Annotated in this window: 12 protein-coding genes and 1 riboswitch; of the genes, 8 read left to right on the top strand and 4 right to left on the bottom strand. The window is 53.5% G+C overall.

Annotated elements, in window-relative coordinates; translation table 11 throughout:
* Window positions 1-92 precede the first annotated feature (92 nt).
* The 3 genes from nadB to JF44_RS19885 all read left to right on the top strand — a co-directional run bounded on the left by nadB (window position 93) and on the right by JF44_RS19885 (window position 3,384).
* On the top strand, window positions 93-1,739 hold the full coding sequence (nadB, locus tag JF44_RS0106375; RefSeq protein WP_033068209.1) for an L-aspartate oxidase: 1,647 nt from the start codon (window positions 93-95) through the stop codon (window positions 1,737-1,739).
* A gap of 46 nt (window positions 1,740-1,785) precedes the next feature.
* The gene (locus tag JF44_RS0106370; RefSeq protein ID WP_033068107.1) at window positions 1,786-2,235 is read left to right on the top strand and encodes an MOSC domain-containing protein; all 450 of its coding nucleotides are present in this window, start codon (window positions 1,786-1,788) and stop codon (window positions 2,233-2,235) included.
* 78 nt (window positions 2,236-2,313) lie between these two features.
* On the top strand, window positions 2,314-3,384 hold the full coding sequence (locus tag JF44_RS19885) for a sensor domain-containing diguanylate cyclase (RefSeq protein WP_162181388.1): 1,071 nt from the start codon (window positions 2,314-2,316) through the stop codon (window positions 3,382-3,384).
* Between the two features lie 9 nt (window positions 3,385-3,393).
* Here the strand turns inward: JF44_RS19885 and JF44_RS0106360 are convergent, their stop codons facing one another.
* Window positions 3,394-4,002 (bottom strand): DUF4269 domain-containing protein, encoded by a 609-nt coding sequence (locus tag JF44_RS0106360; RefSeq protein WP_162181387.1) that lies wholly within the window; start codon window positions 4,000-4,002, stop codon window positions 3,394-3,396.
* A gap of 88 nt (window positions 4,003-4,090) precedes the next feature.
* Between JF44_RS0106360 and JF44_RS0106355 the strand changes: the two genes are divergently transcribed.
* Window positions 4,091-5,047, top strand: coding sequence for an AEC family transporter (locus JF44_RS0106355; protein ID WP_033068106.1), 957 nt, complete (start codon window positions 4,091-4,093; stop codon window positions 5,045-5,047).
* A 58-nt stretch (window positions 5,048-5,105) separates the two neighbouring features.
* Here the strand turns inward: JF44_RS0106355 and JF44_RS0106350 are convergent, their stop codons facing one another.
* Entirely contained in the window at window positions 5,106-6,980 is a 1,875-nt protein-coding gene (locus tag JF44_RS0106350) for an ABCB family ABC transporter ATP-binding protein/permease (RefSeq protein ID WP_033068206.1), read from the bottom strand.
* Between the two features lie 254 nt (window positions 6,981-7,234).
* Here JF44_RS0106350 and JF44_RS0106345 point away from each other — a divergent pair, with 254 nt between their 5' ends.
* From JF44_RS0106345 to rlmH, 4 genes are read left to right on the top strand one after another with little or no spacing between them, the layout of a single operon-like run.
* Window positions 7,235-8,521 (top strand): glutamate-5-semialdehyde dehydrogenase, encoded by a 1,287-nt coding sequence (locus tag JF44_RS0106345; RefSeq protein ID WP_033068205.1) that lies wholly within the window; start codon window positions 7,235-7,237, stop codon window positions 8,519-8,521.
* A complete protein-coding gene (locus JF44_RS0106340; RefSeq protein WP_033068105.1) occupies window positions 8,518-9,126 on the top strand; it encodes a nicotinate-nucleotide adenylyltransferase in 609 nt (202 codons plus the stop codon). The genes JF44_RS0106345 and JF44_RS0106340 overlap by 4 nt, the downstream gene beginning before the upstream one ends.
* Before the next feature lie 55 nt (window positions 9,127-9,181).
* Window positions 9,182-9,571, top strand: coding sequence for a ribosome silencing factor (rsfS, locus tag JF44_RS0106335; RefSeq protein ID WP_052065509.1), 390 nt, complete (start codon window positions 9,182-9,184; stop codon window positions 9,569-9,571).
* 53 nt (window positions 9,572-9,624) lie between these two features.
* On the top strand, window positions 9,625-10,083 hold the full coding sequence (gene rlmH / locus JF44_RS0106330; protein ID WP_033068104.1) for a 23S rRNA (pseudouridine(1915)-N(3))-methyltransferase RlmH: 459 nt from the start codon (window positions 9,625-9,627) through the stop codon (window positions 10,081-10,083).
* A gap of 17 nt (window positions 10,084-10,100) precedes the next feature.
* Here rlmH and JF44_RS0106325 read toward each other — a convergent pair whose 3' ends face one another.
* Both JF44_RS0106325 and JF44_RS0106320 read right to left on the bottom strand, forming a co-directional pair.
* On the bottom strand, window positions 10,101-10,634 hold the full coding sequence (locus JF44_RS0106325; RefSeq protein ID WP_033068103.1) for a dihydrofolate reductase family protein: 534 nt from the start codon (window positions 10,632-10,634) through the stop codon (window positions 10,101-10,103).
* Between the two features lie 161 nt (window positions 10,635-10,795).
* Complete coding sequence (locus JF44_RS0106320; protein WP_052065507.1) at window positions 10,796-12,238, bottom strand: L-serine ammonia-lyase; 1,443 nt, start codon at window positions 12,236-12,238, stop codon at window positions 10,796-10,798.
* Between the two features lie 194 nt (window positions 12,239-12,432).
* A riboswitch (glycine riboswitch) is annotated at window positions 12,433-12,527 on the bottom strand.
* Window positions 12,528-12,724 lie beyond the last annotated feature (197 nt).

Here is a 12,724-nt window from a genome sequence, read left to right as displayed (position 1 = left end):
CAGTCCTATTCTACGCCTCTGTTCGGAGCCCGATGTTGACGCCACCGCGCCAATTTCCGCCATCTGGCACCGCCCAAACGCGATGGGATAAAATGTCCGAAAACTCATTCCAGTACGATGTGCTTATCATCGGCAGTGGTGCTGCCGGTCTGTCCACGGCCCTCAAACTTGCCCCGCATGTAAAGGTCGCCGTTCTTTCCAAGGGAAAGATCGATGATGGTTCGACCAACTGGGCGCAAGGCGGGATTGCTGCAGTTCTTGACGCGGCTGACAGCATTGAAAGTCATGTTGACGACACTCTGATTGCCGGTGCGGATCTTTGCAAACGCGAAACTGTTGAATTCGTTGCAAGCAACGCGCCGCGCGCGATTGAATGGCTTGATGAACTTGGCATTCAACTGACCCGTGACCCAAAAGGCGATAACAGTCAGCCCTTCCACCTGACCCGCGAAGGCGGCCACAGCCACCGACGCATTGTCCATGCCGCTGATGCGACCGGGCGCGCGGTTCAGACGACCTTGCAAGGACAGGCTGTCAGTCATCCGAACATCGATATTTTTGAAAACTATCTGGCAATTGATCTGGTCACGGATCGCAAATTTGGTGGTGAAGGCCGTCGCTGCATCGGGGCCTATGCCCTTGATCTTGAGACAGGCACGGTAAAATCATTTAACGCGCGTACCGTCATTCTGGCGACCGGTGGGGCAAGCAAGGTCTATCGATTTACCTCTAACCCGGATGGTTCTACGGGCGATGGCATTGCCATGGCATGGCGTGCCGGATGTCGGGTGATGAATATGGAATTCAGCCAATTCCACCCAACCTGTCTGTATCATCCGCAGGCCAAATCCTTTTTGATTTCCGAAGCTGTCCGCGGCGAAGGCGGCAAGCTTCTGCTGCCGGATGGCACGCGTTTCATGGATCGGTTTGATGAACGCGGCGAGTTGGCCCCGCGCGATATTGTTGCACGCGCCATTGACCATGAACTTAAACGTCTGGGCGCTGACTGCGTTTATCTTGATATCAGTCACAAGGGCGCGGACTTCATCAAGGAACACTTCCCGACCATCTATGAAAACTGCCTGACCTACGGGATCGATATGACCACGGAGCCGATCCCGGTTGTTCCAGCCGCCCATTACACGTGTGGCGGTGTTTTGACCGATCTTCGCGGGCGCACCGACCTGACCGGGCTGTATGCGATTGGTGAATGCGCCGGAACGGGTTTGCATGGGGCGAACCGGTTGGCGTCAAATTCACTTCTGGAATGTCTTGTCTTTGGCGAAGCCGCAGCAAAAGACATTATCGATGCCTTGCCGGTCGAAGATCATTTCAATCCTTTGCCAGAATGGGACGAAACCGGCATCACAGATTCTGATGAAGAAGTCATCGTTGCCCATAACTGGGAACAGTTGCGCAATGTCATGTGGGACTTTGTTGGCATTGTGCGCACGACAAAACGCATGCAGCGCGCCCAGCACAGGGTCGATTTGCTTCTGTCGGAAATTGACGAATATTACGGCAACTTCCGCGTTACCAATGACCTTCTGGAACTTCGTAATCTGTCAGTCGTTGCCAAGCTGATCATTCAATCCGCCCTATGGCGCCGTGAAAGCCGGGGTCTGCATTACACCACAGATTATCCCGGTCTGGATGAAAGCGGCACCCCACGCCAGACTATTCTGGTGCCGGAAAACTTTGCAGGCCGCTGGGTCATTTCCGGGCAATGGAAAACCTGATCGAACTGCAACAAGTCATCTATACCTTATCTTCCGGGGGACTCCCATGACGGGCACAGCAGAACTGATTGGCATTGCACGTAAAGCGCGCTCACATGCCCCAATGGAAACCCTTGATCAGGTTGATATCACGACCGAGCTTGGTCTTGATGGGGATTACCGTGGAAAACTCCGCCGCCGTCAGATCACCATTCTGGCAGAGGAAGACTGGCAAGCAGCCTGCCAGGACATTGACCGCCCTGACATTCCCTGGACGGAGCGCCGTGCAAACCTACTTGTGCGTGGGATTGCCTTGCCACGAACCAAAGGCACCAGACTTACGATCGGCACGGTTGTTTTTGAAATTACCGGTGAAACCGATCCTTGCAACCGGATGGATGATGTCGCCCCGGGACTTCAGAATGCGCTGAGCCCTGACTGGCGCGGCGGGGTGACCTGCCGGGTGATTACAAGCGGAACGGTCTCACTGGGGGATGCGGTAATCACGCAACCATAAATCAAAGGCCAACTTGATTGCTGCACTGAAACTTCTATCATTCTGATGGCCATGTGCGCGAAACCGGGGGAAGATTGGATGCAAAAGGCGGATCTGCCAGAAAATGAAATTGCCCGTCAAAAATCGCTTGAAAGCATGGGCATTCTGACCAGTGACGCCGACCCGGAACTGGACAGGATCACCCGCGTTGCGCAGCGTATTTTTGGCACAGAGATCGTTGCGATTTCCCTGCTTGATAATGATCGCCAATTCTTCAAATCCAACATCAACCAGCCAAGCAACGAAACACCGCGCGATATTTCATTTTGCGGTCATGTGATCAATGGCGATAAGGCATTTGTTGTCGAAGACACCGAAAGCGACGCGCGTTTCCGTGACAACCCGCTGGTAACTGGTGTGCCCCATGTTCGTTCCTATGCCGGTGTGCCATTGACCAATCCGGATGGCTTTAAAATCGGGACGCTTTGCGTGGTTGATCGTGTAAGTCGCAAGTTCACCGACGAAGACCTTCAGATTCTTGAAGACCTTGGTCATTGGGCGGAAACCACCATTGCCCTGCGATACGGCGCGCGCACCCCGCAACAGGTTTATGATGATCTTGACCCCGCCAAACAGGATGCGTTGATTGATCGCAAAACGCGGTCCTGGAATGCCAATGGCATGAAAGAGTTCCTTCATCGTGAACTGATCAATGCACGTCTCAAGCACACCCCCATTGGGGTGTATCGGTTTGAAATCGATAATTATCAGGATCTGATTGATTGTTTTGGCACAGACACTGTCGAAAGGATTGTGCAGGCCATCGTCGCTGCGATCACATCCTCGTTGCGCGATCGCGACGTTGTCGGACGGGTCGATGATTATGGTTTTGCCTGCCTGATGCCCGGTGCACGTCGCGAACAGACAAGCTTCCTTGGCTTTAAGCTGTGCGACACCGTACGCGAACAATGCCGTTTCACCGATATGGAAGGCAATCCTGTGCGTATTACGGTCAGTGTTGGCGCAACCTGGGCAGAACCGGACGCAAAATTCAACTACTCCGCACGTTACATTCTTGAGGTTGCTGAAAAAGCCCTGATCGAGGCCAAGGCACAAGACACCGAAAACGTTGTCTATCATGCCCTGCCAATTGCAACGGAACAGGCCTGAGGACCTGCTTTAAATCATCTTAAGTCGCGTGCGCAGTTCGGTTGGCGAAAGTGCTGCAAGCTCTGCCAGCGCGATATAGGGATCGCCCACAAGACCAAGCATTTGGGCAAAGGCAGGTTCGGTCTTCACACCGTCTTGCTTTAAGGCCATGACATCTTGCGAAAAATCATCCCCCATCAGCCATAAAATACGCGCTTCGACCAACATATGGACGAAGCCATACTGCGTAATCGTCGGGTAATCGGTCGCGAAAACCTCAATGGGTAAACCATCACATTCAAACCGAACCACAACAGCTTCACTTAAGTGATCTGTTGGCGCACGCATGTGCACCCGATATTTATCAAGATCAGAAAACGTTTGATCAGAAAACGTTTTAAACGCCATCAAATCAGAAACATGACACAAGATATCAACATCAGACTCCGGCGTATCAAGCGCTATTGGCAGGGTTCCGGCGATCACAGGATCGTATTGCGCCAAACGATCAAGAACCTGAAAATGTTCGATAATTTCAGCTGCTTTTGCACCTTTCTCTGATGCATGTGAAAGCCTGTCTGGTCCCAGAAAGCTTTGTGGCTGCAGATGCGTTGGCCAATCCATTACCGTTTGGTTCATCGTCAAAGTCATTCCGTTTCTTGACCTTTTGCCCATAGCAGGGGTAGCTGGTCTCTGCGCTCACCCACATTAAAGGCCCGTGGCAAACATGCTTGATATTCTGGCAATTACAATGCCGATCTTCCTGATTATCGCCATCGGCTATATCGCGGTGTTTCGCAATATTGTTCCACAGAATGTCGTCCGGGGCATGGGGGCGTTTGTCATCAATTTCGCCCTGCCGTGCCTTGTTATCCAGTCCCTGATTGCGCGCGATATTACCGACATTCTCAACACCGACTATCTGCTTGCATATGGGGGCGGAGCATTGATCGTTTTTGCCCTCGGTTACTTCTTTGCGCGCTTGATCCGCAAAAGGAGTCAGGAAAATTCAGCCCTTCAGGGTATGGGAATGTCGGGCAGCAACAGTGGTTTTGTCGGCTATCCGATTGTCGTGCAGTTGCTGGGCCCGACAGCGGGTGTCGCGCTGGCATTGTGCATTATCATTGAAAATCTGGTCATCACAACGCTGACCCTTATTCTGGGTGACAGTGCCCAAGCTGCTGGCACCACCCGTTGGCAAGTTCTTGCAAAGACTTTTGCCGCACTTGCACGCAACCCGATCATCATTGCCATCCTGATCGGTCTTGGCATTTCAATTTCGGGCATCACTTTGCCCGGCCCCTTAATTTCCGTGGTCGACATGCTGGCGTCCGCATCCGCCCCTGTCGCCCTGTTTGTTATTGGTGGCGGACTTGTCGGATTGAAACTTCAAGGGCTTCGTTTTGACATATCGCGGATCGTTTTTGGCAAACTGGTTTTGCACCCCCTGTTCACCTTTGCCCTACTCGGATTGATGCCCGATCTTGATCCACAGATGAAGATCGCCGCTGTTACATTTGCCTGCGCCCCGATGTTTAGCGTCTATGCGATTTATGGTCAGCGTTATGGGCATGAAGGAATGACTGCAGCCGCCCTTATGGCAACAACTTCGCTGTCCTTTATCACAATCAGCACAGCGCTTTGGTTGCTCGATACCACTGCGGTGTTCGGGCCCTTGCCGTGATTACAAGAACCTAATAAACGCGGGAACCTCCGTCACCCTTCACTAAACAAACATACAATCAGGTCGGGATTTCACCGGCATGGGCCAGGATTTCTTCGGCTTCGCGAATTTCCTGTTGTTGCGCCCACATTTCGGAATAAAGCCCATCCTGTTCCAGAAGGTCCTGATGACGGCCACGTTCAGCCACCTGCCCATCGCGCAGCACGATGATCTCATCTGCGTCAATCACGGTCGACAGTCTGTGGGCAATGATCAGAGTCGTATGCCCACGCGACACATCGCGCAGTGCCTGCTGAATATCTTTTTCCGTTCGGGTATCAAGGGCCGATGTTGCTTCGTCAAAGATCATGATCTTCGGACGTTTAAGCAACATCCGTGCAATCGACACGCGCTGCTTTTCACCGCCGGAAAGTTTCAGACCACGTTCACCGACCATGGTTTTGAAGCCTTCCGGCAGACCCGCAACAAAACCATCGATGCTGGCAAGTTTGGCTGCTTTTTCGACCTCATCGTGTTCGGCACCCGGCCGACCATAGGAAATGTTATAGGCGATGGTATCGTTAAACAGAACGGTGTCTTGCGGCACGATGCCAATTTCGCGACGCAACGAGTTCTGCGTTACATCACGAATGTCCTGACCATCAATCGTGATCTTGCCACCCGAGACGTCATAGAACCGGAACATCAACCGGGTCAGGGTTGATTTACCAGCACCACTTGGCCCGACCACGGCAACGGTTTTGCCCGCTGGCACCTCGAAACTAACCCCCTTAAGGATTTGACGATCCGGGTTATAGGCAAAATGCACATCTTCAAACCGCACAGCGGCAGCATCACAGGCAAGAGCCCTGGCATCCGGCTTGTCTTCGACTTCCTTGTCGACATCCAGAAGCGAGAACATCCGTTCCATATCCGTCAACGACTGTTTGATCTGGCGATAGACGAAACCAAGGAAATTCAGCGGCATATAAAGCTGCAGCAGATAGGTATTAACCAGAACGAAGTCACCGACAGTCATGGTGCCGTCCTTGACCCCCTGGGCGGCCAACAGCATATTCAATACCAGCCCGACGGCAATGATCGCGCCCTGCCCGACGTTCAGTTTTGAAAGCGACACCTGTGATTGCACTGCGGCCACTTCATAGCCACGCAATGCCTTGTCATAGCGGCTCGATTCATGGGCTTCGTTATTGAAATATTTGACCGTTTCGTAGTTGATCAGGCTATCGATGGCCTTGGTGTTGGCTTCGTCATCGCGCTTGTTCATTTCACGGCGGAACTTCATCCGCCATTCGGTCACGACCAGCGTAAAGGCGATATAAATAACGATCGTGCTGAATGTAATGATGGCAAACCAGACATCATAAAGCGCCCACAGAATGATCGAGACCATCACGATTTCAAGCAGGGTCGGCAGGATGTTAAACAGCATGAAGGACAGAAGGAACTCGATGCCCTTCACCCCGCGTTCAATCGCACGCGACAACCCGCCCATCTGCCGATCCAGATGGAACCGCAGCGACAATCCATGCAGATGTTCAAAAACGCCAAGGGCAGATGTGCGGATGGCGCGTTGAGCGACCTTGGCAAAAACCGCGTCACGCATCTCGCCAAAGGCCGACACCAGAATACGCACCAGACCGTAACCAACGATCAGCGCCACCGGCACAACGATCAAAGCCGTCGTTTCAGTAGAGCCCGACTGCGCCGCATTTGACGCCGCATCCGCGGCCTTGTCCCCGCCACCAAGGGCATCAACCGCATATTTGTAAAGTACCGGGATATAGACATTTGCGACCTTGGCACCGACCAGGAACAGCAAGGCCAGAACAACGCGAACCTTAAGTTCGAACTCCCCGCGCGGCCACAAATAGGGCAGAAACGTTTTAACGACGCCGAACTCTGCACGCGCCGAAGGTTGATCGGAACCCATATTTTTCAAAACCTTATCCCCAAGCAGGCACCGAACAGCATTGCGGTATGCGCACGGCATGTCATCTCAGTCTGTCCTCAAGAAATGGACTGCTGCGTGTTGTTTGGCAAGCATTGCCGATACTTTATGCACGCAAGGACATTGCAGTGGGCCCGTTTGATGTCTATTTTGCCAATTTGTTGATAAAATCTCAGAACAACTTGCCGCAAGCATCCATGCAATGCGGTCACGAACACAAGAACGGAAGCAGGACCATGACGGCGCTCGCCAGTATCGAAAGCCATGATATCGCTGCACTGATGCGCGATATGGGGATCAAAGCCCGCAAGGCAGCACTCGAACTTGCTCAGGTCCCGGCTGCGCCAAAGGAAGCCGCACTGAAGGCCGCCGCCGCCAAACTACGCGAAAATGCAAACACCATCCTTGCCGCCAACGAAAAGGACATGGAAGCCGGACGTGCCAAGGGCCTGACGGATGCGCTTCTGGATCGTCTTGCGCTTGATGCTGATCGGATTGAAGGCATTGCCGCAGGCGTGGAAGCGGTTGGCGCGCTTCCCGACCCCGTCGGGCGTGAACTGGCCCGCTGGAGCCCGGATCATAATGGTCTTGATATTGCACGCGTATCTGTACCGCTTGGCGTGATCGGCATCATTTATGAAAGCCGCCCGAATGTGACCGCCGATGCCGGAGCCATGTGCATCAAATCGGGTAATGCCGCCATCCTGCGCGGCGGTTCGGAAAGTTTCCATTCATCACGCGCCATCTTTGACTGCATGGTCGCAGGCATCAACGAGGCCGGTCTGCCTGAAAATGCCATTCAGATGATCCCGGTAACGGATCGTGCAGCCGTTGGCGAAATGCTGAAACTGTCCGATTATATTGATGTCATCGTGCCGCGCGGGGGCAAGTCGCTTATTTCGCGCATTACCGATGAAAGCCGCATTCCGCTGTTCAAGCATCTTGAAGGGCTGTGCCACACCTATGTCCATGCCAGTGCCGATCCGCAAAAGGCTGTCGACATCGTGGTGAATGCAAAAATGCGTCGTGTCGGCATCTGTGGGGCGACCGAAACCATCCTGATTGACAATTCGGTTGCCGGCCGGCTTCTGCCCCGCATTGCCGAGGCATTGGTGGCCAAGGGTTGTGAATTGCGCGGAGATGAAACCGCACAGGCAGTCGATGCCCGTATCAAACCGGCCACTGCCGATGACTGGATTACCGAATACCTTGATGCGATTGTGTCAATCAAGGTCGTCTCGGGCGTGGCCGAAGCTATTGATCACATCAACACATTTGGCTCCCACCATACCGACGCGATTGTCGCCGAAAACGCCACGGCAACCGCGACGTTCCTGAACGGGGTGGACTCCGGGATCGTGATTGTGAATGCATCAACCCAGTTTGCCGATGGTGGAGAATTTGGCATGGGGGCCGAAATCGGCATTTCGACGGGCAAGCTCCATGCGCGTGGTCCGGTCGGAGTCGAACAGCTTACCAGCTATAAATACATCGTGCGCGGTCAGGGTCAGACCCGTCCATGACCTCAGCAGCGCCCAGATTACATGTTGCCCCACCCCGGGTCGGCCTGTTGGGCGGGTCGTTCAATCCCGCCCATGAAGGACATCTGCATATTTCGCTCGAGGCGTTGAAACGCCTGCAGTTGGACGCTGTCTGGTGGTTGGTCTCCCCCCAGAACCCGCTTAAGTCGGAAACGGGTATGGCCGACCTTGCCGATCGCTTTGATTCGGCACTAATGATGGCAAAGCATCCCCGCATTGTGGTTTCTGCAATTGAAACCGAGCTCGGAACCCGCTATACGGCCGACACTCTTGCAGCCTTGCAACATCGTTTTACCCGAACAAAGTTCGTTTGGCTGATGGGAGCAGACAACCTGGCCCAATTCCATAAGTGGAAATGGTGGGAAAGGTTGATTTTACGTGCTCCCATTGCGGTTATCGACCGTGAGGGGTATTCTAACAAGGCATTGTCCGGGACTGCCGCGCGCCGTATGGAACGCTGGCGCATCCCTATGGACAGGGCGGGTTTGCTGGCCGATCTGAATGTACCGGCCTGGGTATACCTGCCAATCAAGCGCCATCCGGCTTCTTCGACCGCAATTCGCGCCGAAGGCAGATGGCAGGTGTAAGCATCGCTGCGATGTGTGTTTTCGGTTAAACCCGACCATCGCGCGGAAAATTAAGGTGGCGACCATAGGTACCGCAAAACAAACTCTGACCTCGGCCGAAATGCTTTCGCTGATCCAGAGCACCCTCGCAGATGACAAGGCCGAAGACCTTGTCACCATTGATCTGACCGATAAAACCTCCCTTGCCGATCACATGATCATTGCAACCGGTTCATCCTCGCGCCGGGTGGCGTCGATGGCTGAACATCTGGTTGAAACGATCAAGAATGCCGGTCAGGGCCGTGCTTTGGCAGAAGGCAAGGAACAGGGCGACTGGGTGCTGGTAGATACCGGCGATGTCATCGTTCATCTGTTCCGTCCGGAAGTACGCGCCTTTTACAACATCGAAGAGATGTGGGGCGTTGAAAACCCGGCACTGAAACAACAGGCAGCGCGACTGTACTAACAGTCCGCGCCGCCTGGCTGCCAGATATCAGCGTAACGGCCCGGATCAAAGACATGCAAATTACCCTTGCTGCGGTGGGGCGGATGAAATCCGGCCCCGAGAAAGATCTGTTTGACCATTATGCTGCCCGGCTACGCTGGCCTTTTGTGCTGCGCGAAGTCGAGGAAAAAAAGAAACTCCCCCCCAATCAACTTAAAGACCGCGAAGCAGAACTTCTGCTTGGTGTCATCCCCGACAATGCCTTTCTGATCGCGCTTGATGAACGCGGCAAGGAATATGGCTCTGTCGAGTTTTCCCAAAAACTCGACGGTTGGATGGATCAATATGCCGGGAACATCGCCTTTGCCATCGGCGGGGCCGACGGGCATGGCGCAGCACTTAAATCACGTGCCAATACGCTTTGGTCACTGGGCAAGGCGACTTGGCCGCACATGCTTGTGCGTGCCCTTATCACCGAACAATTGTTTCGCGCCCACGCCATCCAGACCAATCATCCGTATCACCGCGAATAGGCTTTCGGCCTTGCATTTCAGGCCAATCCGTACTGACTGCGCACGACCCCGGAATTGTAGCGTTCCGAGGCCAGAAGCTGGGGTCTTATTCCCCCGGCATCGCGGCCAAACAGCGATATACCTTCGCCCAGCACTTCGGGAATTGTAAAGATATCAAGCTGATCGGCGAAACCGCCAAACAGGAACTGTGTCACCACACTGCCCCCGCCAACGACCCAGATGTCACCATCAGCGGCCCGTTGATCACGCAATTGATCGACCAGTTCGATAATGCTGCCGCCATAGGCCTCTGTGTTGGCAGGGCGTTCGTCGGGAAGATCACGTGATGTCAGAACGATTGTGCGACGGGTCTCATAGGGCCAATCACCAAATTCCATGACCTGATCAAAGGTCTTCCGACCAATGATCAACGTGCCAACGGAGTCCAGAAAATCTTCAAAACCAAACTCGGCCGGATCATATTCATCCAACCAATCAACCGCACCATTGGCGCGCGCAATGAAGCCATCCAGACTGACCGCGATATAAATGCGGAACAGTTTTTTGCTCATGTCTATGTCCAACCAATAACGGGGTCTTTGCCCCTTTTTTGATTGGACAATCATAGCAGAACCCCTACCAAAAGTGACAAGAAACAAGAAACACAAACCAGAAAAGTCCGTGCAGAACCGACGAAAACTGTTGAATTTCCACCTATTCTAACGAACAGGTATTAGCATTCCACCACATTGACATTGACCGCAAGACCGCCCTGGCTGGTTTCCTTGTACTTGCTTTGCATGTCGAGTCCCGTCTGACGCATGGTTTCAATGACCTTATCAAGCGACACTGTATGTTGCCCGTCACCACGCAATGCCAAACGCGCGGCATTGATCGCCTTGACCGCCCCCATGGTGTTGCGTTCGATGCAGGGCACCTGCACCAGACCACCAATCGGATCGCACGTCAGACCCAGATTATGTTCCATACCAATCTCGGCGGCGTTTTCAACCTGTTCGGGCGTTCCGCCCAGAACGGCACACAAAGCACCTGCCGCCATCGAACAGGCAACCCCGACCTCACCCTGACAGCCAACCTCGGCCGCCGAAATAGAAGCGCGCTTTTTATAAATTGATCCAATCGCCGCCGCCGTCAGCAGAAATTCGCGGATATTTTGCTGATTGGCATTTGCCCCGAACCTTTCGTAATAGCGCAAGACAGCCGGAATGACGCCTGCCGCCCCGTTGGTCGGCGCCGTTACAACGCGACTTCCTGCGGCATTTTCCTCGTTCACGGCAAGGGCATAAAGATTAACCCAATCGATCACGGTCAACGGATCGCGCAAGCCTGCTTCGGGCTTTTCAGTCAACTCCTTGTAAAGCTTTGATGCCCGGCGTTTCACATTCAAGCCCCCGGGCAAAATGCCATCCGTACGGCACCCGCGATCGATACAATTCATCATCGCGTCATGCACACGATCAACAAAAGAAATGGTTTCCTCGGGACTGCGCCAGCTTTGTTCGTTTGCCATCATGATTTCGGCAATCGATTGCCCTTCGCGCTTGCAGATTTCCATTAATTCATCCGCGGATGAAAACGGGAACGGCAGGGTAATATTATCGCCGGAATATTCCGCACCGTGATCGTCGCTTGAAACGATAAAGCCCCCCCCGACGGAGAAATATTCCTGACTGTGGATTTTCAATCCGTCCCGGTCAAAGGCACTGATGCGCATGCCGTTGGGGTGCTGTGGAAGGGATTCTGTGAAATGAAACACCAGATTGGTATCGCGGTTAAACGCCACGGGATACTGCCCATACAGCTTAAGCAGATGGGTCTCATCGATGCTTTTAATCGTTGGATCAATGTCATCGGGATCAATATTGCGCGGTCGCTTGCCGTTCAGTCCCATGATCACGGCCGTATCGGTGGCGTGCCCCTTACCGGTCAGCGCAAGGGAACCATAAAGATCGACAACGACACTGCCGGTCTTTTGCAACAGATTGCGTGCTTCAAGTTCGAGACAAAACCGATACCCCGCCCGCATCGGCCCCACCGTATGCGAACTCGAAGGGCCGATACCGATGGTATAAAGGTCAACTACAGACAGGTTGACGTCATGTTGGGATTGGTTCTGCGATCCAGAAGAGGGATCGGTTGCGGGATTCGGTGTCATCAAGGGCCTCCTTCACGGCTCAATAAAACGCTTGTTTTCGCGCTGTTTAAGAACCGGTGTATGTGCCCTCTCTGTCCCTTGACCTGAGATTGTCGACCTGCCTGCCAAAACATCGGCAAACAGGCGTTCATCCTTCGGTGGAAGCCAGACAACGCATTCTCCCCTGCGCTGTCCACTTTCTCTCTCCAGAGCCTCTATCCTCGACGGTCCATCTGCCTGAGAGTTTTATAGGGCAATTGCTCCTTCGGCGCCGGTCACGACTGTTCCCGGACTCTCCCGTCGCGGTGTGAAATGACGTCACCGTCAATTCTGAGGTTCACCGTTGGATTGAAGACTATCTACGTCTTGTGAACCTGTCAAAAGAACTGGTTTAAAACTGCAAAAAATTCGCATCCCGGGTGCTGTCTGCCATGTGTATTCGTGCTAGATTGCGCATTATGAGCTTTAACCTGCGAAGTACATTGGTTGACCCACTCCGGCCGTGTC

Source organism: Thalassospira australica (genome assembly GCF_000763295.1).
GTDB lineage: Bacteria > Pseudomonadota > Alphaproteobacteria > Rhodospirillales > Thalassospiraceae > Thalassospira > Thalassospira australica.
The sequence above is the reverse complement of the archived record's forward strand: the minus strand, read 5'-3'. Positions and strand labels throughout refer to the sequence as shown.